Here is a 24,007-nt window from a genome sequence, read left to right as displayed (position 1 = left end):
TCTGGTCAAAAGCCCTGGCAGGGTGGGGCTTCGTATAATAAAAAACCCCCGGCATTAGCCGGGGATCAAATTCTTTATCAGTAAAATATCGGTTTTAGTCAGTGACCGAGATATTTACGGCCTTAGGACCCTTACCGCGACGATCCGGTTCAGTTTCATAAGAAACCTTCTGGTTGTCAGCAAGTCCTGCCAGACCTGAAGCCTGTACAGCAGAGATATGCACGAAAATATCTGCGCCACCATCATCAGGCTTGATAAATCCGAAACCTTTTTCGGAGTTGAAGAATTTGACCTGTCCGGTCTGTGCCATGGGATCCGTTCCTTTTCCTTGGCGCCACCGTTTTATTAGAGACGGTGGAATTACAACTTCTGCCGAACGCACCACACACCCGGCAGAGGGTTATGCAGGCAGTTATCGACTTAGGAAAGGAACCGATCATTGCCGGAGATTAAATCCCCAACCCGGAACTTCTAGCGGTTCCGGCACGCCGTTCTTCCAGTCTTCCGTTGTACTCAAATTGCCCGGACACATGAAGACTGATCTAAGACGCGTGGTTTGGCAAGCAAATTTTTCACCAAATATGAGATTGGTTATCTTTGAAACGGTATCGTTGTTATTTTGTATAAAAATTACCAGAATATTGCTAATTTAATACCAAAAAAGAGCAAGCTTAAGGCAATATATCGCTTCATACTATGGTATAGTATGCTCAAATGCCTATTTATTACGCAAAACTATGCATGCGCCACCCGCTGAGCGCAGTTTAGCGCAGATGTTATCCGCTTCGCCACGACTGTCAGCTCCAATACGCACTGCATAGATGCCTCGGCGCGCAATTGGTGTGCGCACACGGCTGATCACTGGGTTATGTCCGGCCAGCACAGAACTGAATTGTTTGCGCAGACGGTTCCATTGATTAACTGCGACACTGCGCCGGAAATTGCCTGCAACCTGAATGCCCCATGGTTTTGGCTTGATCCGCGACATCGGGATTGTTGCGGTGCGGACGATCGGCAGGCGTTTGCAGGCCTCGCTAAAGCTTAGCTTCGCATCAAGCGGTCTGTTGGTGATCTCCTGTCCCGCTGCAAAATTATCGGCAGGTGCGCCGGTCAGATCCAGAACATAGTCTTCGGTTTCAAGTGGCAGAAAGCCACCTGAACGCATCCAGTTACCAACGCGACCCGGTCCCGCATTATAGGCCGCAGCAGCCAAGCCCCAGTTTCCGAAGGCGCTTTTTAGTTCACTCAGAAAACCTGCCGATGCGGGGATCGCCTGTTCAATGTCGAATGGGTCAGCAAGGCCGCGCTCTTTGGCTGTGTAGGGCATGAACTGTGCAATGCCCTGCGCACCGACAGGGCTGACGGCGCGATGATCAAAGCGGCTTTCCTTCCAGATAAGACGGGCGAAAAAATCTTTTGGAATGCCCCGTTTCTCTGCATTCTCTTCAATGAGTTGGCAGATGCGCGCGACAGTGGGATCCGCTTTTTTCGGCGGCATCGGCGGACCATAGATTTCCGCTGCTGTTTCGGTTTGAGCGAATGCGGATTTAATAGCGTCTGGCCAGCAAAAAAGCTGAAAAAGCGCAACCACTGCGATAGCCAGATGCGAATGCGTCATGCAGCTTTTCCGCCTGTAAACCCCAAAATCCTTGAATGCAGAGTAAAGCAAGTTTTTGTCATGTCGATATGGTTCGAGGGTAAAAGTGGAATATCCGCCGATATATCCTTGCTCTTCCCGCCTGCTGTGCCATTTACCAATTAATCAAGAGGGAGAGAGCCATGCTGTTAAATAAAATCAGTCGTTTGAGCGTGTTGGCGGGTGTCATGTTTTTGGCGGGTTGCGTGGCAGAAGGTGGACCAGATTATCGGCCACCAGTCAGACCGGGCCCATCGCAGCCGCAAATGTGTCCGATGATTTATGCGCCGGTTTGTGGTGAGCGCGGTTCGTCGCGCAAGACTTTTGGCAATGCCTGCCAAGCCCGTGCTGATGGTTATCGAATTGTTGGGAATGGCCAGTGTGGTTCAAGACCAGTAACTGGCCCGGGTTCCGGCTGGGGAGGGGAGCGCCCGGGGCGTCCACCGCACCAAGGCACGAGACCGGGTCGTCCGGGGCCAGTGGCTGCCTGCACACGCGAATACATGCCGGTTTGTGCCCGCAGAGGGAATGCAAAGCAAGCATTCCCAAATCGCTGCGAAGCCGAACGTGCAGGCTATCGCATTACGAATGGCGGGCATTGTCGTTAGTTAAGCTTATAGTGGAAAGTAATGCGATTTAAAGTTAATCTATAAAATAGGATTTACTAAAATAAAATAATATTTGGGTATATATTAATGCTCACTTGAAAAAGTAGGGTGCAGCATAGATATATAACTCATGGGAGCACCCAGACGGGAAACGTCTTCGGATAGTCCGGATCACGGTAGCGCGTGAGTCGAGTGTTTACACTGTCAATGGGAAAGACAGTCAATATCATCTTAATCAATGGGACAACTCCTATGGTTAATTTCGATATGAGCAACTGTATTACGATGCTGGTCATGGCCATCATCAATTCCATACCGACAGTATGACATATAACGTTGAATAAGGACGATAGTGGCGCGAATGCCATGCTGAAATGGCGGAGGTGGTAACTGTACCATGCCTAGTGGTGTTATTGCCTCCACTCACTCTGTTGATGAGTGGGAACCAAGAGAAAAAGATATAAAGCGTTATATACACTTTGATAGAGCTATATCTCTTAAAAAAATTCAAAAGTTAGCTAATGATCCTCTCGCAGTATCGCAGCACCCATTCTTTCCACTTCTGCGGTTTTATGAGAAGTGGACTAAGTTCAGAGATCCTAAAAAACCTAAGAAAACAAAAGTCCGCTCCTTAAGGTATGCTTCACGGTTAGATGCTGCAATATATGCGTGCTATAGGCACAAGCTTTCAAAGTGTTACGAAGAAGCTTTAATTCGCAGGGGAATAGCTGATGTTCCCGTCGCCTATAGGCGTATTCCAAAAGCTAGCGGCGGCAATAAATGTAATATAGATATCGCTAAAGATGTATTTTCATTCATCAAAAATACTGGCAATTGTATAGTGACAGTCGTTGATATTAAGTCTTATTTTGAAAGTTTAGATCATAAAATAATTAAATACATTTGGGAGGAGCTCCTTGGCGAAACCCTTCCAAGGGATCACTTGGCTGTTTTCAAGTCTTTAACAAAATATTGTATTGTGGACGTGGATAAAATATTTTCTCGCCTAAAGCTGACGGAGAAAGTTAACGTTGGAGTGCGCAGAGAGGCGCGTCAACGCCGTGTTGATACCCTGAGGGCAAATGGTTATAGGCAGATATGTTCACCGCAGGAGTTTAGAAATGTTATTGCGGGGGCAGATGGTAATTACCCAAGCCTAATACAGAAGAATGGATTTGAGTTTGGTATCCCGCAAGGGACGCCGATCTCCGATCTTGTTGCCAATTTCTATCTTATAGATTTTGATAAGGAAGTGAACGATTACGTCCAGGCATTGGGCGGAATGTATCGTAGGTACTCGGACGACATAATTGTTGTAATACCTGTTAGAGAAAATACTACCTTTGATGGTATGAAGAATTATCTTCAAGCGAACATTAAGAAATACGGCGCACGCCTTAGAATTCAAGATAAAAAGGTGTGCATAGGAGAATTCAAGAATTCTACTACAAATCTTGATTACAGTCATTTGTTTGGAGAGGCTTCGAAAAATGGCTTGGAATACCTTGGATTTGAATACGATGGTCAAGATGTGAAAATAAAAAATTCGACATTATCTAATGCTTGGCGGAAATTAAAGCGGAAGTCATACGGACATGCTTGGCGTTTTGTTGTTAGGTATAAAGATAAGGGTGAATTATGGATAAGAAATAATTATCCGCATGCATACCTCGAAAAGAAAATGTTACAAAATGTAACGTTCAACCAAGATAATGGCTTTGAGAGCTGGACCTTCGTTAAATACGCGCAACGAGCCAGCAAAACGTTCCTTGGATTTAATCCAATTTTTTCTCAGCAAACTCGTCGCTATCGTAGAATGACAAAGACTATAATTCAAAATGATCTGAATAAAGCTATAGCCAAATATTTGTAATTTTTTTCTACCTGACTTACCGCCCCGGTCGGCCAGTCTTGCCGGGGCGACGCTTTTTGCGGGCGGTTTCAGCCGGATCTTCATACGAGCCGATACCTGAACGTTCGCGGCGGATCAGAGTATCGTCCGCACCCGCTGGCTTTTCCGTCCGCTTCACGGTCATCTCATCCAGCGTGTTCTTGCGGAACAGTGGTTTGGCCATGTCGGTGCCCGGTCCCATATTGTCGAGCGACGGCTTGGCGAAGAGTGACTTTTTCGGCTCGTCATCAACAGTCCGGTGCATCTTGCGACCAGCATTATGGCGTCCCTTGGTTCGTCCGGTTACTGGGCTCTCAAGCTCCACTTCCCGGGCCATCGGGTCGTCGGCAATCGCCAGTTCCATTTCGCGCAGGCGCTTGACCTCATCACGAAGGCGGGCCGCCTTTTCAAAATCAAGATCGGCTGCGGCATCGCGCATTTGCTTTTCGAGATGTTCAAGATGGGCGGCGAGATTGTTACCCATCATCGCACCTTCTTCGGCAAAGCCCGAAATATCGGCGCGGACGTGATCCTGCTCGTAAACCGAGTTGAGGATGTCCGAGATATTCTTCTTCACCGAGGCAGGCGTGATGCCATGTTCACGATTGTAAGCTTCCTGCTTTTCGCGACGGCGGCTGGTTTCATCCATCGCGCGCTGCATCGAGCCGGTAATATTGTCGGCGTAAAGAATGACCTTGCCGTCAACGTTACGGGCCGCACGACCGATAGTCTGCACCAGAGAGGTTTCCGAACGCAGGAAACCTTCCTTGTCGGCATCCAGAATGGCGACGAAACCGCATTCGGGAATGTCGAGACCTTCGCGCAGCAGGTTGATCCCCACCAGAACATCGAATGCGCCAAGGCGCAGATCGCGAATGATTTCAATACGTTCCAGCGTGTCAATGTCCGAGTGCATATAACGCACCCGCACACCCTGTTCGTGCAGATATTCGGTCAGGTCTTCCGCCATGCGCTTGGTCAGCACTGTGCAGAGCGTACGATAGCCCTTGCGCGCAGTTTCGCGGATTTCGCCCAGCACATCATCAACCTGATTTTTGGCAGGGCGCACTTCCACTGGCGGATCGATCAGGCCGGTCGGGCGGATGACCTGTTCGGCAAACACGCCGCCAGCTTCTTCCATCTCCCATTTACCCGGCGTGGCTGACACCGCAATGGTCTGCGGACGCATGGCGTCCCATTCCTCAAAGCGCAGCGGACGGTTATCCATGCAGGAAGGAAGGCGGAAGCCATATTCGGCCAGAGTCGCTTTGCGCCGAAAGTCGCCGCGATACATGCCGCCGATCTGCGGAACCGTGACGTGACTTTCGTCAAGGAAAACGAGCGCGTTGTCTGGAATATATTCGAATAGCGTCGGCGGCGGTTCGCCCGGCTGACGCCCTGTCAGATAGCGTGAATAATTTTCAATGCCGTTGCACACACCGGTTGCTTCTAACATTTCAAGGTCAAAATTTGTGCGCTGTTCAAGGCGTTGCGCTTCCAGCAGGCGACCGGCACGGGTCAATTCTGCAAGGCGGTGCTGAAGCTCTTCCTGAATGGACTTGATCGCCTGATTGAGCGTTGGACGGGGTGTTACATAGTGCGAATTCGCGTAGATTTTGACCGACTGCAAATCGCCGGTTTTCTGAGCGGTCAGTGGGTCGAACTCGGCAATGCTTTCGATTTCATCGCCAAAAAGGGAGATACGCCATGCACGATCTTCCAAGTGGGCAGGGAAGATTTCAATTGTATCGCCGCGCACGCGAAATGAGCCGCGCACGAAATTGATGTCCTGCCGCTTATATTGCTGCGCCACAAGATCGGCCAGAAGCTGGCGCTGGTCGAGCCGGTCGCCAATCTTCATTTCAAACGTCATGGCCGTATAGGTTTCGACGGAACCGATACCGTAAATGCACGATACAGATGCAACGATGATAACGTCATCGCGCTCGATCAACGCACGCGTTGCTGCGTGGCGCATCCGGTCGATCTGTTCGTTTACAGTCGATTCTTTTTCGATATAGGTGTCTGAGCGCGCCACATAGGCTTCCGGCTGGTAATAATCGTAGTAAGAAACGAAATATTCGACGGCATTGTTCGGGAAGAAGTTTTTGAACTCCCCGTAAAGCTGCGCGGCCAGCGTTTTATTTGGAGCAAGAATGAGCGCGGGCCGCTGCGTTTCCTGAATAACCTTCGCCATTGTGAAGGTTTTACCCGAGCCGGTGACGCCAAGCAGAACCTGCGTGCGGTCCTGATCTTCCAGACCGCTGACCAGATCGCGAATAGCGGTCGGCTGATCGCCCGATGGCTCGAAATTCGATTCCATCTGGATCGCAATACCACCTTCTGACTTGGGTGGCCGGGCTGGGCGGTGCGGTGTCCAGAGTTCGCCGTTCTTGAATAGCGGATTGCCGGATTCAATCAGATCGGACAGTGCCTTGACGGTCGCCGTCGCGCCTGTCGGGTTTAGCGCGGTTGCGTCTTCAAGGCTGATGTCGAGACCGGAGACAGGATTAAGGCCTGCTGCAGCGCGTTCTTTTGCTGAAGCTGCGCCGCCCATTGAGGTGCCGCGTGCGCTGCGTGATGATTCCTTGCTGCGCTCAGGCACTTTCTTGGGTGCCTTTGGTGTTTTGGCTTTCGTCTGAGGCTTGTCGGCCTCTTCGCCGATGTCTTTGGCCCAGTCAGAGATCGAGCCCGAGAATGGTGTGCCTGACAAATCGCGCTGTGGCGCTTCGCCAAAGCCGCGTGTTTCGTCGTGCGAATCCTGAGTGTATTTGTCTTTTGAGGAAGCCATGGACACAATATGGAATTTCGCAGCACAAATGAAAAGGGTGCAGCGATTAAAACCGCCGCACCACTTATCAGAATTCTTTGGCTCCTGACATCAGGCTGTCAGGAGCTGTCGCTTACCGTGGTCCCCTTGGACGCCAGCGATCGCCCGGACCGTAGAAATTTGGATGGTAGCCGGGATGGTCACGCCAGCCGGGACGATCACCCCAGTGTGGTCTTGGCGGCCCCCATTGACCGGGGCCGCGCCAACCCGGACCGGGACGAACTGGACCTGGTTCCAAACCTGGCCCCCAACTTGGATTGTATGGGCGTGGTCCCCATCTCGGGCCGCCATTCCAGCGATTGTCATTGTTGATTGCCGAGCCAATTACGAGGCCAGCTATGAGTGGAATGCCAATGGCCGCTGCAGTAGGACCGAAATTGTCATTCGTGGTATATCCGCCGCCCGTTTGCACGGCGATGTAGCGGGATGACGCCCAGCCATCAAGACTGCGATAATTGACCCGGCACCAGCCATATCCATTGGTACAGCCTGCTACATTGAGAACGATTCCATTCGGGATGCGTCCCATAGATGGATACTGCGTGCCGGGGCCGGTACGAAGATTTATAGTAGCCGTCGCTAAGCCGCTGGCTGCCTCGGCATTGCTTGCAAATAAAAGTCCTAATGCAACAATAGAAGATGTTATTATTGTTTTCATTCGAATATCCTTATATTTGTATATAAATCTAAGATATTATCTTTTTATTATTTTTAATTTAACGGATCAAATTTGTTCTGATGTGATGATTAATATTTGAAATTTTACTCGATTTTTAAATGATGAATTTTATCGCATGGCTGTAGTGCGCATGTCGCACTTTTCCTCGTTCACGGCTTACCGCATACTTCGCCCGACTCTGTTCAGGTGACCGAAGGAAACATTGATGATTGATTTGAACGCGCCAAAGGGCATGTTGACCGTACGGACACAGGCCATGCCGAATGATACCAATGCAGCGGGCGATATTTTCGGTGGTTGGGTTATGGCGCAGATGGATATTGCAAGCGCTATTCGTGCTTCAGAACGTGCCAAGGGGCGCGTTGTAACGGCTGCTGTGCGCGAAATGTCGTTCGCGAAGCCGGTCAAGATCGGCGATGTACTGTGTGTTTACACGGAAATTACGCGTGTTGGCCGGACGTCGATCACGCTGCGCGTGGAGGCGTGGGCACAGCGTTATCTTGCAGAAGAGATGGATCTGGTGACGCATGGCGAGTTTGTTATGGTTGCACTCGACAAGAGTGGACAGCCAACGCCAGTTCCTGCTGAATAATAATGGAAAGCCCGGATATGTCCGGGCTTTGTGCTATTTGCAGGCGCGATGACCGCTGCGGCGCTGCATCAGATCGAAATGAAAATGATCGGCATGTTCGCGGTTATAGCCGGGTCCGAGGACCGTCGTGAAATACGAGCAGGCATCGGAGCGAACACTGTTGAGCAACCCTTTTTCGCGGAAGGCGAAGAAGCCGGGTTTGCGAACGGTAATGCTCTTGCCGTTGTTCAGAACGATTTTCGTAACGTCAATAGCATTACCGCTGGAATGCTCTGACATTTTCGCGCCGCGACGATGGTTCATCGTGCGACAGGAATAGCCACCCGCATTGTGGATCGTGTTGATGCCTGAGAGGTAACGCAGCCGCGCCGACGGTTGCAGGTCGCCCTTGATCCAGCGTGCGAAGGCTTCGGTCACCTCGCAATTCAATGTTGCTGCTGGCTTGAAAGCGATGTTGCCGCTGTTGAAACCGCGTACTTCAATCGGGTTGTCGATGCGACAGCTTCCACCCTGATTGATCGGCGATTTTTCGGTGAAGACGACACCAAGACGCTTTAAGCGCGTTCGGCAGGCCGCTTCGGAGTTCGACATCGCATAGATGTTTTCAACAGTGCTGACCGGATTTTGCACTGGTGTGACAAAGCCATAGTCGCCCGCGTAACGTGGCTGGCTTTGCGTTGTCATTTCATTGGCATTGTTTTCGATTTCTTCTGCGAGACCAACAACGCGCGGTTCCCGTGGGGCTTGTGGCGGCACGACGATATCTGCATTGGCAATGTCTGCCTGTGGTCGTGGTGGACGATCACCCGAGCAACTGGCTAAGAGCGTCAAAAGCGCAAGACCTGTTGGCAATGCATAACGATGAAAGCGGTTGGACAACGCAAAACTCATGTCCATGCCTTTCAGTTGTGTACTGGTTTCGTCGCATATTAGCTCATAAGCGTAAACGAACAGTCAGTGCTGTTGTTAAAGCCTATGGCGATAATCGGGCAGATGGTGGTCATAAGATTGGCGAAATTTCAATATCACTCTGCTAACAGTATTTTGCGGTTGAGGGCCAGACCGCGACATGATCCTTTCGGTCCCCAAAGTTCTTCCCATGTCAGCACTCATTTCGCCAAGCGTCTTGCCGATTCTACTTCTCATCGGCTCCAATGTATTCATGACCTTTGCCTGGTACGGGCATTTGAAATTTACGAGTACACCGCTGATAACTGTTATTTTTGTCAGTTGGGGTATCGCGCTGTTTGAATATTTTCTTGCAGTGCCGGCCAATCGCATCGGGCACGAAGTCTATTCCGCCGCGCAGCTGAAAACCATGCAAGAAGTTATCACGCTGGTTATCTTCAGCCTGTTCTCGATCTTTTACCTCAAAGAAGCCTTTACCTGGAACCATGTGCTCGGCTTTGCACTGATTGCTGGTGGCGCGTCGCTGATTTTTCGCGGGTAGTTTTTTCGTACTGTTGCTGGAAATGCTGGGTTATTCCGCCGCCACCGGGATAGGTTCCGCTCTGCGTTTCCAGAACATCGGAACCAATTCCACTGCCATCATTGCGATAAACAACAGTCCGCAGCCGATAAAACCGATAAATGTCAGGCGGTCGCCGAGGAAGATTGCGCCAAACAGCGCGGCAAAGATTGCTTCGGATGAGAGGAAAATCGCCGCCTGCGCCGACGTTGTGTAACGCTGACCAATGGCTTGCAGCGTGAATGCGACGCCTGATGAAAATACCCCCGTAAACAGCAGTTCTTTCCACGTTAGCGCTATGAAATTCCAGTTAATGTCTTCAACCGCTACAGCAATGGACAGTCCGGCCACAGCGGCGGTTGCAAACTGCACGCAGCTTAGTGTTATGGGGCGGCCCGCACGATTGGCACGGCTGATTAGCAAAACCTGCATGGCCCAAAACACTGCGCCAATGATGACGAGCCAGTCACCTTGTTTGAGTGCGCTTAAAGTGCCACCGGACAGTAGAAATATCCCTGCGAGGCACGCAATAGCGCTTGGCCAGACAATCGGGTGTGGCCAGTTTCGAAACACAATGACGCCCAATACTGGCACCATCACAACATAAAGGCCGGTGAGAAAGCCTGCATTGGTAACGGATGTGGTGATGAGGCCGATTTGTTGCAGGACGAGGCCTGTGAAAAGCATCGAACCAACAAGCATGAAATAAAGATAGTTCGAACGTTGCAGCCTATGGGGTGAGCGTCTGCCCTCGGCAATCGACCATGGCAGTACAGTGATTGCGGCAATAGCCGAGCGAACGCCAATGAAAAGGAATGGGCCAATACTGGCCATAGCGGTTGATTGGGCAACAAAGCCCATCCCCCAAATGACACCCGCCAGAAGAAGGAGTAAATTTGCCTGAACGCGTGTCATCATTGCCTCATAAATACGGGATCAGGTTAGCGGCTTGGCGCGTCATCCCTTAGCAGTTATGCTATAGGCAATAGTCGATAACGGCGGCAAGGGATTTCCTTGCGCGGTGTGTTTGGGAATGCTTTTTCGGGAGGGGCTACATGTTTTCTTTTCTCACTAGAAACAAGGCCATTCTGGCAGGAGCTGCGCTTGCAGCGGTTTTTGCCAATGCTGGTCCCGCTGCTGCGGCGTTCAAGCAAATTCGCGATAGCTGGGTTCAATGCGATTTCGCATCCAATTGTACGCTTGCGCTTAAAAGCACGGATAATGGTCCGATATCATTCAGTCTCTATCGCAGCAGTGCAGTCAATTCGCAGCCGTCATTGCGTTTGTCCGGCTTTGATCAGAACGCTAAGGCTGGCAAGATCGCCGTTGCTGTTGATGGCAAGCAGGTGATTTCCTTCGACCTCTCGGCGATGAAGCTTGATGATGGACAAGGCTATTATGAAAACGCCGCAGACGTAAAAAAGCTGCTTGATGCGATGAAAGCCGGTCAGAAGCTGACGCTGCAATATAATGGCAAAACATATAGCTATTCGCTCTCAGGTTTTGTGGGTGGATTGATTTATATGGATGAGCAACAGTCGCTGAACGGCACAGTTGCGGCTTTGCAGGCCAAGGGCAATAAGGCGGCTCCGCCCGCGCCAGACGTGTCGCAGATCACAACCATCAATGAACTGCCAGAGTCCATTCGTAAAGATTTCATTGGCGAAGATTCGGTTTGTGGCACTGACGATGGAGACCCCTTTCAGAATGGTGGCGGGTTCAATGCAAAAATAGCCGATGGAACGAACCTCATCGGCGTGCCGTGTGGTTCTCCGGGTGCCTACAACCAGCCCTATACCTTTTACAGCCAGTCGGATGATAAGGTCGTTCCAATTTCCTTGCCGACTATCTCTGATGATGGTCCGAGCACCGTGGACGAAGCATGGAACATTGACTGGTCGCAATCTTCCAAGACACTGACTGCCTTTTTCAAAGGTCGTGGCATCGGTGATTGCGGGACTTACGATGTCTGGAAGGCAACTGACGACGTGGATGGCAAGGTGCGCTTCGTTCTCCTTGAAGAGCGTTCGAAAGGCGATTGTGACGGCAACTATGCCGGTGGCCCCGAAAAATGGCCTGCAAGCTGGCCTGTCTCGAAAAAATAGCGCGATTTCCGCGCATAATTAACAGGCTGATATTTTTGTTCGTGAAATGATCTTTTAAAATGCTATAGTTTCACCAACATCTCTTTTAACGGTTCCGAAGCGATTGCTTCGGGGGCCGTTTTCTTTTTGTGTACCGCCGGGTGATCTCACCTGTCGGACGGTGATTTTGGTTCCAGTGTGAAGCAGAATCAGGCGGGCAATCAAACTGCCGCTGCACTTAAATCCCGGAGGGAAGTGTGGCGGGCGATGGAAAGGACTGGACTGGGTATGGAAAAGTTCCCGATGACCCCTAGCGGTTTTGAAAACCTCAAGGAAGAACTGCGCACGCGTCAGCAAGTTGAACGGCCCAATATTATTGAGGCAATTGCGGAAGCACGCGCGCATGGCGATCTTTCCGAAAATGCGGAATATCACGCTGCGAAAGAAGCGCAGAGCTTGAATGAAGGCCGTATCAACGAGCTGGAAGATCTCGTTGGTCGCGCTGAAGTTATCGATGTCACCAAGCTTTCCGGCGACAAAATCAAGTTTGGCGCTACCGTTACGCTGATCGATGAAGATAGCGAAGAAGAAAAAGTCTATCAGATCGTTGGTGATCAGGAAGCCAATGTGAAGCAGGGCCGTATTTCGATTTCTTCGCCAATCGCGCGCGCGCTGATCGGCAAAGGCGAAGGCGACACGATCGAAGTCAATGCACCGGGCGGTTCGCGTTCATACGAGATCATCGGCTTCAAGTTTATCTGATGTCTGATGTGACGGTTCCTGTCGATGAGGTTGAGGTCGTCGCCCCAAATTTCAAGCGCCGCCTTTCAGGCGTGACTTCAACCATCGTACAGCTCATTCCTTTGCAACGCGCAAAGGGATTGAGCATTGCGACAATGGGACCGGGACTGCCTGAGAGCCTTCCGCATCTTGGCTGGGCGGCTCTTTTCTCTTTCTGGAAAAAGCCCGCAAATCGCCGCTTTCGCATTTGGCATGCGCGCCGCAACATCGAAATGCTGGCAGGCATTTTCATGCGTGACGTCTTGCGCATGAAGCTGCGGCTGGTGTTTACCTCCGCTGCACAGCGTCATCACAAACCTTTCACGAAATGGCTAATCCGTCGCATGAATGCGGTGATTGCGACCAGTGGTCGCTCGGGAAGCTTTCTCGAAGTGCCTCATGACGTGATTATGCATGGCGTTGATCTTGAACGGTTTCATCCGCCTTTCGGTGAGGATGATCAGTTCAGTGCATCTGGTTTGCCGGGTAAATATGCGATTGGTTGTTTTGGGCGTGTGCGCCACTCCAAGGGTACTGACCTTTTCGTCGATGCGATGATCGCACTTTTGCCGAAATACCCGGATTGGACCGCCATCATTACTGGCCGCACGACGTCTGAGCATCAGGCATTTGAAGATGATCTTAAGGCGCGGATTGCGGCGGCTGGCTTGCAAGATCGTATTCGTATTCTGGGCGAAGTGCCGGATGTGCGCATCTGGTATCGGCGCTTGACGCTCTATGTTGCCCCGTCACGCAATGAAGGCTTCGGCCTGACGCCGCTTGAGGCCATGGCTTCAAAAACCGCTGTCGTTGCAAGTGATGCTGGCGCTTATGCGGAAATGATCGTTAAAGGTACGGGCAGTTTTGTTGCGGCAGGCGACGGCAACGCTTTGCGTGATGCGATTGAGCCGTATCTGGCCGATCCGGCGATGGCGGAGCGTCACGGTGAAATTGCGCTAACATATGTGCGCGAAGCGTTTCCGCTCGAAAAAGAAGCCGCTGCAATCAGTGCGGTTTACGAGCGCGTATTTAACAGCTGAATTCTTGTCCAAATAAAAAAGCGACTGCGCAGGACGCAATCGCTTTTTCTTGGAATTTGATCTGATCAGAGAATCATCAGAGGTTCGTCTTTAACCGGACGAATGGTCAGTGCTGTGCGGACGGAATCGACATTCGGTGCTGCCGTCAGCTCTTCGATGACGAAAGTCTGGAAGGTGTTGAGGTCACGGGCAACGCAATGCAACAGGAAATCAGATTCGCCCGAAACCATCCATGCGCGGCGTACCAACGGCCATTGCTTTGTCTTTTCCGCAAAAGCCTTCAAATCGGCATCTGCCTGACGATGCAAACCAACGGAACAGAAGGCTACCAGATCCTGACCGAGTGCGTTGCCGTTCAGGATGGCGCGATAACCACGAATGACGCCGCTTTCCTCAAGTTTGCGCACACGACGCAAGCAAGGAGGGGCGGAAATGCCGACCCGTTCAGCGAGTTCGACATTGGTGATGCGCCCGTCATTCTGGAGCTCCCGAAGGATTTTCCAATCGATGTCATCCAGATCAGCCTTAATAGGCATATAAAACTCCGCGCAAGGAAATTTCAGTCAATTGTAATTTTAAAACACTCAGCGCCTTCGTAGCGCAATGTAATCCTGCTCATACCAAAAGAAATCACAGGATGTAAACCGTCTAAAGCGTCGTTAGCGCATCCAGAACGTCCGTGTGAACAGGATAAAGATGGTGATAAGTTCAAGACGGCCAACCAGCATGAGGAAAGAAAGCACCCAAAGTGCCGGATCATGGATGGTTGAGAAGTTGCCGACAGGGCCAATAATATCGCCAAATCCGGGTCCGACATTGGAGAGTGCGGTCAGCGCGCCCGTGAAGGCCGATACAAAATCGAGGCCGAGGGATGCCAGCAGAACCGCGCCGATAACCAGCGATGCAATGTAGAGAAACAAATAGAGCAGGACGTTCTGCGCTATTTCGCCCGACACTTCTGACGAGCCGTAGCGAATTTTTATGACGGCGTGTGGCATGACAAGGCGCGCGAGATTGGCACGTGTCAGGTTCCACAAGATGATCAGTCGGTTCATTTTGATGCCGCCGGAGGTCGAGCCTGCACAGCCGCCCAGAAAACTTGCGAGGAAGAAAATGCCGATGGCTGGCGGTCCCCACAGCGAATAATCTTCTGTTGTGAAGCCGGTCGTGGTGATGACCGAGACAAAATGAAACGATGCAGCAATCAGTGCGTCACCAAACGGAATATGCGTGCCAAGCCGTAAGACGATTGCAAGAATGAAGCTGAAACCGACGACAATCGTGAAGAAGAGCTTCACTTGAGGGTCTTTTAACAGCTCAGTCCGGCGCGGCATGAATGCTTTGATGTAAAGAATAAACGGCAAGGCTGACAGAACCATGAACACGGTGGAGACGACCAGCAGCATTCGATTGCCTTCATAATAGGCGAAAGAATTGTCGTGCGTTGAAAAGCCAGCCGTGGCGACAGTCGCCAAACCGTGGTTAACAGCATCAAAAATGCTCATGCCGACGGCAAAATACGCGATCATGCAGGCCGCGGTCAGACTGAGATAAGCGGTGACGATACCAAGCGCGATCTGGTTCATTCGCGGCAGGATCTTTTCCGACTTATCGGAGTTTTCCATATGAAAAAGCGCAAGCCCACCGGCGCGCAGCGATGGCAGCATCAAGAGTGCCAAACCAATGAAGCCGACGCCACCAATCCAGCAAAGAAGCGAGCGCCACAACAAAATACCGCGCTGCATGTCGTCGAGATTGATAAGCGCCGTCGCACCTGTCGATGTTACGCCTGACATGCTTTCAAAAAAGGCCGTCGCATAACTGATCGGCAGATGTGAGAAGTAGAGCGGTATCGAGCCGAGAAAGCTTGCTGTCAGCCACAAAGACGCTGTCAGCAGAAAGCCGAGGCGCGGCGTGAAGCGGGTATTCTGATTTTGTGTCGCAAGAAAAATAAGGAGAGATATTGCGCCTGTTGCCGCAGCTGAGCGGATAAAGATCAGCCAGTCGTCGCTGCCATCACGCAGGTCGATAGCCGCAGGCAACAACATTGCAACAGCCATCACGAGGCCGAAGCGCGCGCAGATATTGGCGACTGTCTTATAAATGGCGGTCGGCTCCAGCGTTTCCTGAAATTAGCTTCGCTTCTTGAGTGTTTAACGTGGGAGTTGGCCCGCTGCAATGCAGGTGTGATCTAAAGCTCCTCTGAAAGACGACAAGATATTGGGGATTGTTGTTCAAATCCCGGTCTTGCCTTGCAATGATAAGTTCACGGACCTACCTTGGCCTTAATATCAGGGCATGGGCTTGGTTGAGCGCGAGAGCGATTCTGTTAAGCCAGCTGCCCGCAAATCAAATCGATTTTTGGGACCGGAGAATTACCCATGTCACAGCGTCATGCGCCCGTCATTATCATCGGCTCAGGTCCGGCAGGTTATACGGCGGCGATTTATGCAGCGCGTGCGATGCTTAAACCGATTATCATTACCGGTTTACAGCAGGGTGGTCAGTTGATGATCACGACGGACGTGGAAAATTATCCTGGCTATGCCGAACCCGTGCAGGGTCCGTGGATGATGGACCAGATGGCAACGCAGGCCCAGAATGTCGGCGCGGAAATTCTTTATGACATTATCACCGAAGTTGACACTCAATCGCGTCCCTTCCGCCTGATTGGCGATGGCGGTACGGTTTATACCTGCGATGCGCTGATTATTGCCACGGGTGCTCAGGCCAAATGGCTGGGCCTTGAAAGCGAACAGACCTTTATGGGCGGCGGCGTTTCGGCCTGTGCGACCTGTGACGGTTTCTTCTATCGCGGCAAGGATGTTGTGGTTGTTGGTGGCGGTAATACGGCTGTCGAAGAAGCGCTTTATCTTTCGCATATCGCAAAGAGCGTGACGGTTGTTCATCGCCGCGAAGGCTTCCGCGCTGAAAAGATTATGCAGGATCGTCTGCTGTCGCGCGATAACGTTAAGGTCGTGTGGAACAGCGTCATTGATGAGATCGTCGGCACTGAAGCCAAGCCACCAGTGGGCGCGACCGTGACCGGCGTGCGCCTGAAGAATGTTGTCACCGGCGAGACGGCTCTTCACGACGCTCATGGCGTTTTCATCGCTATCGGCCACGCACCTGCGGTTTCTTTGTTCGAGGGCAAGCTTAAGCAGAAGCCAAACGGCTATCTGTGGACTGCGCCTGATTCGACCGCCACCGATGTCCCTGGTATTTTTGCTGCCGGTGATGTCACTGATGATATTTACCGGCAGGCTGTAACGGCAGCGGGTATGGGTTGCATGGCTGCTCTGGAAGCAGAGCGCTATCTGGCTGCACAGGAACCGCTGCACGAAGCTGCGGAGTAATGAGAGGGGGAGAAGGTGGTCGCACCACTCGACTGGGATAAACTGCGCATCTTCCACGCTGCTGCAGAGGCGGGGTCCTTTACCCATGCCGCGCAGACGCTGCATTTGTCGCAATCGGCTATTTCGCGACAAGTCAGCGCCTTGGAGCTTGATGTCGGTGTTCCGTTGTTCCATCGCCATGCACGTGGCCTTATTCTGACGGAGCAGGGCGAAACGCTCTATCGCACAGCGCATGACGTGCTGATGAAGCTCGAAAATGTCCGCTCCAAACTTGCCGAAAGCAAAGAGAAGCCGACGGGGCGCCTGCGGGTGACCACAACGGTCGGCCTTGGCTCCGGCTGGCTGATTGAGCGCATTCAGGAGTTCGTTGAGCTTTATCCGGATATTCAGTTGCAGCTTATCCTCGACAATGAGGAACTGGATCTGACGATGCGTCACGCGGATTGCGCAATTCGTTTGCGTCAGCCGCAGCAGCCGGACCTGATCCAGCGTCGACTGTTCACCGTGCATATGCACGTCTATGCATCGGCGGGTTATGTTTCCAAGCATGGAAAGCTTAATTCCATCGACGAAATCGACCAGCATCGCGTTGTGACATTCGGTGAGCCTGCGCCGAGCTATCTGACAGGGTTGAACTGGTTGGAAGTTGCAGGTCGCACGGACGGAAGCGCACGTATTCCTGTCTTGCAGGTCAATAATCTTCTGTCCGTGCGTCGTGCTGTGCAGCGCGGCGTCGGCATGGCGGTTCTGCCTGATTACATGGCTGACAAGGAATCAGGTCTGGTGCAGCTGCTGCCTGATCTTGAGGAAATTCCATCCTTCGACACATTTTTCTGCTACCCGGAGGCGTTGAAGAATTCGGCCAAGCTTCATGCTTTCCGCGACTTCCTGTTTTCAAAGGCGCGTAACTGGACCTATTGATCGACTTCAAAGAGTGAGAAAAGGCCGCAGAGGATTGCTTACGCGGCCTTTTTCTATGGAGTGTTGTTAAGCGGGCAGGTTTTCTTGAGGTTTTAGCTGTTCCCGGTTGAGATTGTTCGGGTAAACCTCATGCATGACATCATCGATGACGTGATGTGTCAGTGTTTCAATCTCAATTATTTTGCTTGTCGCTTTGTTATCAAGATCATGAATGACCCCACCGACAATCCGGTCGCCGGGAAGTTCACGATCTATTGCATGTGCAACAAATCCCGCTGACGGTGCCCAGACATAGCTTATTCCTGCCACTTCACCCGACCACGCCCGATGAAGGTGCCCGCTGGCGTGAAGCTTTACATTATGACGTGCGAAAAGTTCCATCAAGCGCTGGCGTGGCATAGGCGGGATACCCCAGAGCCCGGTTTCGCCTTCATCCGGCCGGTCAATGAATAGTGGCTTGTGCCCAAAAACCGCAACGGGGCGACCTTCGCTTTGGTTGAGCTGTTTTTCAAGCCAATGGGATTGCTCTTCTTCCAGCGCCGAGCCATCGCCTATTATCAGACTGTTGAGGCCGATAAGCAGCCATTGTCCGAAATTCAGTGTCCAGTATTCAGGGCCGAATTGGTTGCGCCAGCGTTGTAAGCGTTCGACATTAACTGGCTGCCTGCTTGCCGGTAAATGGCCGATGTCATGATTACCTGGCAGGCACAGCATCGGAGCGGGAAGGTCTGTCATCAGCTCACGACAGAAGATCAGATCGGCTTCCACATCAGCGCCATCTATTGTGAAGTCGCCAGTATGGATAATGAGGTCCGGTTTCTGATCAGCGATCCAGTCAATGAGTGGTGACCAGTTGCCATTGAAGTGCGGCTTGGTTGGGCTGAGATGGGTGTCGGTAATCTGGATGATCCGCAAGATAGGCTCCGGCGCAGCGCGATGGGGGAAGGGGGCTAGGAATTTTAAACGGTATCTAGGAGCCTATCATGACAGATCGGTTGCAGCTGGATGATTGTTTAATGACAGCTGTCAGTTGGCCTGATTTGCTTGTCGGTGTGATTTTTTGCCATTTTATGAGGCATACATTATAGCTATGTGCCTTTCGTTTAGGCGGCTCATGAGTGGGGAATAAAGAAACATACTCGGTTGGTTAACGTTCAAGGTTTTGATTTTAAATGATAATATCGAATGAAGAAGCCATGCAAAAAATGCATGGCTGCATTGTGCTAAAGTTGAGTTGCAAAAACAATAATCACGATGCATAAAGAATGCATCTCAGCGCTGCGTTTCCTCCTCCCATTTGCGCGCGCTGAGTGTTCCCCTCTGGAGGTTTGCCTCAATGGCACCTTCAAAACTCAAAGCCAGACACTTGTCTGGCTTTTTTTTTGGCTTTGCGCCGGGCAGATGATTTTTTAAGAGAAATGCAGATACGAAAAAGGGGCCTTTCGGCCCCTTCGTCATGTCATAATAAAAGTATTTAGCGCAGGCTTGCGCAGAAACGCTGAATGCGTGTGCAGGCTTCTTCGAGCAGCTCATCCGAAGTTGCATAGGAAATGCGGAAGTTTGGTCCAAGACCGAACGCCGAACCGTGAACAACGGCAACGCCTTCTGCTTCGAGCAGTTCGGTGACAAAGTCTTCGTCGGTTTCGATAACTTTGCCAGCTTCTGTCTTCTTGCCGATCAGGCCTGCGCATGACGGATACACGTAGAACGCACCTTCAGGTGTTGGGCAATGAATGCCGGTTGCCTGATTGAGCATGGAGACGACCAGATCGCGACGCGCCTGGAAGATTTCCTTGTTCTTCGGGATGAAGTCCTGCGTGCCGTTCAGTGCTTCAACAGCAGCCCACTGAGCGATGGAGCAAGCGCCGGAGGTCTGCTGACCCTGGACCATATCCATAGCCTTGATGAGTTGCAGCGGGCCTGCTGCATAACCAATACGCCAGCCGGTCATTGCATAGGCCTTTGACACGCCGTTCATGGTGAGTGTGCGGTCATAAAGCGATGGCTCAACCTGTGCAGGCGTGGTGAAGACGAAATCGCCATAAACGAGATGTTCATACATGTCGTCGGTGAGGATCCAGACCTGCGGATGACGCACGAGAACGTCGGTCAGTGCCTTCAGTTCGGATTCTGTGTATGCCGAGCCTGTTGGGTTCGATGGCGAGTTGAAGATCAACCACTTTGTCTTTGGCGTGATCGCCTTTTCGAGATCGGCTGCGGTCAGCTTGAAATTGTCTTCGATCTTCGTGTTGACGAAAACCGGGGTGCCGCCGTTGATCGCAACCATTTCCGGGTAGCTGACCCAGTATGGCGCAGGAACGATGACTTCATCACCTGGGTTCAGGGTTGCCATGAAAGCGTTGAACAGGATCTGCTTGCCGCCGGTGCCGACGATGACCTGTTCTGGCTTATAGTCGAGACCGTTTTCGCGCTTGAACTTAGCAACGATGGCCTGACGCAGCTCAGGAATGCCAGCAACTGGGGTGTACTTTGTTTCGCCGCGATTGATCGCGTCGATAGCAGCCTGCTTGATATTATCCGGTGTATCGAAATCGGGTTCACCCGCTCCGAGACCAATCACGTCCTTGCCCTTGGCTTTCAATTCACGTGCTTTCTGGCTGACCGCGATGGTCGCAGATGGTTTTACACGGGAAAGGGCGTCGGCGAGAAATGCCATGATAGATCTCCATAGATGGCAGGATCAGATAACCGGCACCGGGCGTGGTCCGGTCTTGCGGGCTTTCTATGTCGCATTGCCGCACGAATCGCAACAAAAGCTTTGCAGTTTCGCAACAAATTCTGCGGTCTCGCGCAATTGTGTTGCTTAAAAGTTCTGATCCATCAGCAATCCGAGCCTATTCGTTCAACGAAACTGATTGGACAGCTTGCAACGGCATCGACATGGTATAGCTGCACAGGAGAAGCAGATGCTCACGATCTATTCACAGCCAGATTCTGGAAATTGTTATAAGCCACGGCTTTTGCTTGCGAAACTCGGCAAGCCTTTTAAGCACATCGCGGTTTCCGCGCTTGATGGTTCGACCCGAACGCCGGAATATTTGGCCAAAAATCCAAACGGCAAGGTTCCGTTGCTCGAACTTGAAGACGGGCGCTTCATTGCCGAATCAAATGCACTTCTTCTTCATCTGGCAGAAGGCACGGCCTATCTGCCAAAAGATGCCTATGAGCGTGCGCTCGTCTATCAGTGGCTGTTTTTCGAGCAATATAGCCATGAGCCTTATATTGCGGTGCGCCGTGCTTTGATGATTTATCCGGAGCGCGCATGTGATGCGACGCCTGAACGACTGGCATCAACGTTTGTTGGTGGCGAAAAGGCGCTCAGCGTGATGGAAACACAGCTCAAGAAAACGCCGTTTCTGGCAGGCGATACCATAAGCATCGCCGATATTGCACTCTATGCTTATACCCATGAGGCCCATCGCGGTGGCTTCAATATGGATCAATATCCGGCTGTTCAGGCGTGGCTTGCGCGTGTCGCTTCGGATAAAGGCCATGTCCCGATGGATTGGCTGCCCTGAATTTCGATCAAGAAAAAGGCGGGGTGTTACCCCGCCTTTTTCTTTGCTTTATGGGCAAAACTTATACTGCGACGAGGTTGTCTGCAGATGAACGACCCGAACGACGGTCTTCAACGATTTCGAAAGAAATCTTCTGACCTTCGTCAAGCGTGGTCAGACCAGCGCGCTGAACAGCAGAGATGTGGACGAAAATGTCCGTGCTGCCCTGATCAGGCTGAATGAAGCCGAAGCCCTTGGTCGTGTTAAACCACTTAACTGTTCCCGTAGCCATGGGAAATTCCTTTGTAACATTAGTAGTCGTTAGTCCGTATGCTTCGCACACGTCCCTGTGGATCGAATTTATGGACAGGAGATCGTCAGGAAGCACGGCAGGCCGGGCGGGTCGCAAAGTCACTTGACCGAAAAATCGATAGGCGAACTATATGCGACAAATTTGACCTGCACAAGACAGGCTTTGCACTCTCTAAAGGCCTATTTTCGTAATGCTTTTTCTCATTTCCTCGGTTCTGCGGGGAAAGGTATTTCTGAGAAGAGTTATGGTCACTCCATATTTTTCAGAAGGTTTTTAGAGTGTCTCGCTCTATCCTCGCGTGAAAGTTACATCTTATATGTACTCAAGACCGCGCGAGTTGTTGAAAACAACAGGGTTCTGTCTGGTTTTGGTCACTATATTTCGTAGTAATAGCGGCAACGTGAAATCGTACATGCGATGAGGAAAGACGTGGTATCCCAGTCAAAGCAGGATGAACCGCAAGGCGTTGATCGTCGCCTCACGAAGCCGCAAGGCGAAGTGATGCCGGACGGCAACGATCTTTTCTCGCAAGTTCGCATGATGATGAGCGCATTCTGGGTCTCTCCGGTTCGCAATCAGCTTATTGCTCTGGGAACGGGCATATTTTCGCTGATTGTTCTGATTGCGGTTGGGCAAGTTGCTATCAATCGCTGGAATGTGCCTTTCTACAACGCGTTGTCTGATCGCAATCTAAGTGCCTTCTTCCATCAATTGCTGATTTTCTTCGCGATTGCAGGCACGGTTCTCATTCTGAATGTGTCGCAGACTTGGCTGAACCAGATGTTCAAGCTGAAATTGCGTGATGGGCTGGCACGTGATCTCGTTGGTCAATGGTTGCAGCCGGGGCGGGCGTTTCGTTTGGCAAAGGCGGGCGAGATCGGTATTAATCCCGATCAGCGTTTGCAGGAAGATGCGCGGCATCTCGCGGAAACAACCAGCGATCTCGGCATTAACCTTCTGCAATCGACGGTGATTCTTGTAAGCTTCGTCGGTGTGCTGTGGTCACTTTCGAGCGGTTTTGTATTTCATGTCTGGGGCTATAGTTTTTCTATTCCCGGTTACATGGTTTGGGCGGCTGTGTTTTATGCAGGCTCCGCTTCACTGCTTTCCTGGTTTGTCGGCCGTAGCCTTGTTAATCACAATGCAGACCGCTATGCGCGCGAGGCTGATTTCCGCTTTTCGCTGATGCGCGTGAACGAACATATTGATGCCGTGACGCTGGCGCGTGGTGAGGCCGATGAGCGCCGCAGGCTGGATCGCGATCTTGACGCGGTGCTGCTCGCTATAAAACGCATCGTTATTGCAACCACCAATCTCACATGGGTGACGGCAGGTTATGGCTGGTTTACCATTGTTGCGCCGATCCTCGTCGCTGCCCCTGTTTATTTCTCTGGTGGGCTGACATTTGGCGGCCTGATGATGGCGGTTGGTGCCTTCACGCAGGTGCATAATTCGTTGCGTTGGTTTGTCGATAATTTTGGTGCGATTGCTGACTGGCGGGCAACGCTTCTGCGTGTCGCGAGCTTTCGGCAGGCGATTTTGCGCATGGATGAAATTGGCCATCTTGATCGACAGATTACCGTCGAGACCAATACGAATGAGCAATTGACGATGGATAACCTGTCGATTGCAGCACCAGATGGCTGCCTTAATCTGGTTGAGAAGAAGGTCGTCATAAACCCCGGTGAACGTCTGCTTGTGACGGGTGCCACAGAATCTGAGCGAAGCATGCTCTTCCGCGCACTCGGTGGCCTATGGCCTTGGGGCAGTGGACGGATTGGCTTGCCTGCGGGCGACCGCGTGGTTTTCATTCCGCATGCGCCTTACATACCGCCGGGCAACTTGCATGATGCGGTTGTCTATCCTCTCAACGCTGCCGATTTTTCAAAAAATCAGGTTGCTGAGGTTTTGAGATTAGCCGGGCTTGAGCGACTTGTGCCGCAGATTGATCGTGTTCTGCGCTGGGACCGGACCTTGACGGCTGACGAGCAACAAAGCTTGGCTTTGGCGCGGTTGGTGCTGCAAAATCCAAGCTGGATTGTCATTGATGGCACGCTTGATGGTATGGATGAAGATGCCCGCAAGCGCGCTTATGACATTCTGGAAGGGCCACTAAAAGCCGCGTCCGTGATCCATATTGGCAAGGGATTGGGCCATAATGGCCTGTTTCCGAAAAAGCTTCATCTTGAGATAGATTTGGACGCCACGCCCCTGCGCTTGCCACATCAAAACTAGAAGATTGAATCGTGTTAAGATTCCTCCACTGCTAATTTGCAATGGAGGATTACCAA

At 51.5% G+C, this 24,007-nt stretch carries 22 protein-coding genes and 1 pseudogene; 11 read left to right on the top strand and 12 right to left on the bottom strand.

What is annotated here, in order from left to right; genetic code table 11:
• Nucleotides 1–94: 94 nt before the first annotated feature.
• Together RI570_RS02795 and RI570_RS02790 are read right to left on the bottom strand one after the other, a co-directional pair.
• Nucleotides 95–310 carry a cold-shock protein gene (locus tag RI570_RS02795; protein WP_024899445.1) on the bottom strand — a complete coding sequence of 72 codons (216 nt, stop codon included), beginning with the start codon at nucleotides 308–310 and terminating at the stop codon, nucleotides 95–97.
• 408 nt (nucleotides 311–718) lie between these two features.
• Nucleotides 719–1,618 carry a lytic transglycosylase domain-containing protein gene (locus RI570_RS02790; RefSeq protein ID WP_313826847.1) on the bottom strand — a complete coding sequence of 300 codons (900 nt, stop codon included), beginning with the start codon at nucleotides 1,616–1,618 and terminating at the stop codon, nucleotides 719–721.
• Between the two features lie 161 nt (nucleotides 1,619–1,779).
• Between RI570_RS02790 and RI570_RS02785 the strand changes: the two genes are divergently transcribed.
• Both RI570_RS02785 and RI570_RS02780 read left to right on the top strand, forming a co-directional pair.
• On the top strand, nucleotides 1,780–2,244 hold the full coding sequence (locus RI570_RS02785; RefSeq protein ID WP_313826845.1) for a Kazal-type serine protease inhibitor domain-containing protein: 465 nt from the start codon (nucleotides 1,780–1,782) through the stop codon (nucleotides 2,242–2,244).
• 397 nt (nucleotides 2,245–2,641) lie between these two features.
• A complete protein-coding gene (locus RI570_RS02780; protein WP_313826844.1) occupies nucleotides 2,642–4,117 on the top strand; it encodes a reverse transcriptase domain-containing protein in 1,476 nt (491 codons plus the stop codon).
• A gap of 16 nt (nucleotides 4,118–4,133) precedes the next feature.
• On the opposite strand, the gene uvrB is transcribed toward RI570_RS02780, so the two are convergent.
• Both uvrB and RI570_RS02770 read right to left on the bottom strand, forming a co-directional pair.
• Nucleotides 4,134–6,926: an excinuclease ABC subunit UvrB gene (uvrB, locus tag RI570_RS02775; RefSeq protein WP_313826843.1), complete on the bottom strand. Its 2,793-nt coding sequence runs from the start codon at nucleotides 6,924–6,926 to the stop codon at nucleotides 4,134–4,136.
• Between the two features lie 112 nt (nucleotides 6,927–7,038).
• A complete protein-coding gene (locus tag RI570_RS02770; RefSeq protein ID WP_313826842.1) occupies nucleotides 7,039–7,623 on the bottom strand; it encodes an SH3 domain-containing protein in 585 nt (194 codons plus the stop codon).
• Nucleotides 7,624–7,849: 226 nt separating this feature from the next.
• Here RI570_RS02770 and RI570_RS02765 point away from each other — a divergent pair, with 226 nt between their 5' ends.
• Nucleotides 7,850–8,236 carry an acyl-CoA thioesterase gene (locus RI570_RS02765; protein WP_313826841.1) on the top strand — a complete coding sequence of 129 codons (387 nt, stop codon included), beginning with the start codon at nucleotides 7,850–7,852 and terminating at the stop codon, nucleotides 8,234–8,236.
• A gap of 33 nt (nucleotides 8,237–8,269) precedes the next feature.
• Here RI570_RS02765 and RI570_RS02760 read toward each other — a convergent pair whose 3' ends face one another.
• Nucleotides 8,270–9,127, bottom strand: a complete 858-nt coding sequence (locus tag RI570_RS02760; RefSeq protein ID WP_409558609.1) for an extensin family protein — start codon at nucleotides 9,125–9,127, stop codon at nucleotides 8,270–8,272.
• Nucleotides 9,128–9,335: 208 nt separating this feature from the next.
• On the opposite strand from RI570_RS02760, the gene RI570_RS02755 reads away from it, so the two are divergent.
• Complete coding sequence (locus tag RI570_RS02755; protein ID WP_273726770.1) at nucleotides 9,336–9,686, top strand: DMT family protein; 351 nt, start codon at nucleotides 9,336–9,338, stop codon at nucleotides 9,684–9,686.
• 30 nt (nucleotides 9,687–9,716) lie between these two features.
• On the opposite strand, the gene RI570_RS02750 is transcribed toward RI570_RS02755, so the two are convergent.
• Entirely contained in the window at nucleotides 9,717–10,619 is a 903-nt protein-coding gene (locus RI570_RS02750; RefSeq protein ID WP_313826838.1) for a DMT family transporter, read from the bottom strand.
• Between the two features lie 140 nt (nucleotides 10,620–10,759).
• Here RI570_RS02750 and RI570_RS02745 point away from each other — a divergent pair, with 140 nt between their 5' ends.
• The 3 genes from RI570_RS02745 to RI570_RS02735 all read left to right on the top strand — a co-directional run bounded on the left by RI570_RS02745 (nucleotide 10,760) and on the right by RI570_RS02735 (nucleotide 13,608).
• Nucleotides 10,760–11,809, top strand: coding sequence for a DUF1176 domain-containing protein (locus RI570_RS02745; protein WP_313826837.1), 1,050 nt, complete (start codon nucleotides 10,760–10,762; stop codon nucleotides 11,807–11,809).
• A 267-nt stretch (nucleotides 11,810–12,076) separates the two neighbouring features.
• Nucleotides 12,077–12,550 carry a transcription elongation factor GreA gene (gene greA, locus RI570_RS02740; RefSeq protein WP_250038972.1) on the top strand — a complete coding sequence of 158 codons (474 nt, stop codon included), beginning with the start codon at nucleotides 12,077–12,079 and terminating at the stop codon, nucleotides 12,548–12,550.
• The gene (locus RI570_RS02735; RefSeq protein ID WP_313826836.1) at nucleotides 12,550–13,608 is read left to right on the top strand and encodes a glycosyltransferase family 4 protein; all 1,059 of its coding nucleotides are present in this window, start codon (nucleotides 12,550–12,552) and stop codon (nucleotides 13,606–13,608) included. Before greA ends, RI570_RS02735 begins: the two co-directional genes overlap by 1 nt.
• Before the next feature lie 65 nt (nucleotides 13,609–13,673).
• Here the strand turns inward: RI570_RS02735 and RI570_RS02730 are convergent, their stop codons facing one another.
• Together RI570_RS02730 and RI570_RS02725 are read right to left on the bottom strand one after the other, a co-directional pair.
• The gene (locus RI570_RS02730) at nucleotides 13,674–14,144 is read right to left on the bottom strand and encodes an Lrp/AsnC family transcriptional regulator (RefSeq protein ID WP_007875947.1); all 471 of its coding nucleotides are present in this window, start codon (nucleotides 14,142–14,144) and stop codon (nucleotides 13,674–13,676) included.
• Nucleotides 14,145–14,267: 123 nt separating this feature from the next.
• Entirely contained in the window at nucleotides 14,268–15,668 is a 1,401-nt protein-coding gene (locus RI570_RS02725) for a TrkH family potassium uptake protein (RefSeq protein WP_313826835.1), read from the bottom strand.
• Between the two features lie 321 nt (nucleotides 15,669–15,989).
• On the opposite strand from RI570_RS02725, the gene trxB reads away from it, so the two are divergent.
• Together trxB and RI570_RS02715 are read left to right on the top strand one after the other, a co-directional pair.
• Nucleotides 15,990–16,964, top strand: coding sequence for a thioredoxin-disulfide reductase (gene trxB / locus RI570_RS02720; RefSeq protein WP_313826834.1), 975 nt, complete (start codon nucleotides 15,990–15,992; stop codon nucleotides 16,962–16,964).
• 15 nt (nucleotides 16,965–16,979) lie between these two features.
• The gene (locus RI570_RS02715) at nucleotides 16,980–17,885 is read left to right on the top strand and encodes a LysR family transcriptional regulator (protein WP_313826832.1); all 906 of its coding nucleotides are present in this window, start codon (nucleotides 16,980–16,982) and stop codon (nucleotides 17,883–17,885) included.
• Between the two features lie 66 nt (nucleotides 17,886–17,951).
• Here the strand turns inward: RI570_RS02715 and RI570_RS02710 are convergent, their stop codons facing one another.
• The 3 genes and pseudogenes from RI570_RS02710 to RI570_RS02700 all read right to left on the bottom strand — a co-directional run bounded on the left by RI570_RS02710 (nucleotide 17,952) and on the right by RI570_RS02700 (nucleotide 20,562).
• On the bottom strand, nucleotides 17,952–18,800 hold the full coding sequence (locus tag RI570_RS02710) for a metallophosphoesterase (protein WP_313826831.1): 849 nt from the start codon (nucleotides 18,798–18,800) through the stop codon (nucleotides 17,952–17,954).
• A 334-nt stretch (nucleotides 18,801–19,134) separates the two neighbouring features.
• Nucleotides 19,135–19,343, bottom strand: a pseudogene (locus tag RI570_RS02705) (hypothetical protein).
• Nucleotides 19,344–19,359: 16 nt separating this feature from the next.
• Nucleotides 19,360–20,562 (bottom strand): pyridoxal phosphate-dependent aminotransferase, encoded by a 1,203-nt coding sequence (locus tag RI570_RS02700; protein WP_313826830.1) that lies wholly within the window; start codon nucleotides 20,560–20,562, stop codon nucleotides 19,360–19,362.
• A gap of 250 nt (nucleotides 20,563–20,812) precedes the next feature.
• Between RI570_RS02700 and RI570_RS02695 the strand changes: the two genes are divergently transcribed.
• Nucleotides 20,813–21,424, top strand: coding sequence for a glutathione S-transferase family protein (locus RI570_RS02695; RefSeq protein ID WP_313826829.1), 612 nt, complete (start codon nucleotides 20,813–20,815; stop codon nucleotides 21,422–21,424).
• Between the two features lie 61 nt (nucleotides 21,425–21,485).
• Here the strand turns inward: RI570_RS02695 and RI570_RS02690 are convergent, their stop codons facing one another.
• On the bottom strand, nucleotides 21,486–21,695 hold the full coding sequence (locus tag RI570_RS02690) for a cold-shock protein (protein ID WP_250038802.1): 210 nt from the start codon (nucleotides 21,693–21,695) through the stop codon (nucleotides 21,486–21,488).
• 522 nt (nucleotides 21,696–22,217) lie between these two features.
• Here RI570_RS02690 and RI570_RS02685 point away from each other — a divergent pair.
• Nucleotides 22,218–23,951, top strand: a complete 1,734-nt coding sequence (locus RI570_RS02685) for an ABC transporter ATP-binding protein/permease (RefSeq protein WP_313828526.1) — start codon at nucleotides 22,218–22,220, stop codon at nucleotides 23,949–23,951.
• Nucleotides 23,952–24,007: the final 56 nt, after the last annotated feature.

The organism is Brucella pseudogrignonensis, from assembly GCF_032190615.1.
GTDB lineage: Bacteria > Pseudomonadota > Alphaproteobacteria > Rhizobiales > Rhizobiaceae > Brucella > Brucella pseudogrignonensis_B.
This window is presented reverse-complemented; position numbering and strand designations above follow the sequence as displayed.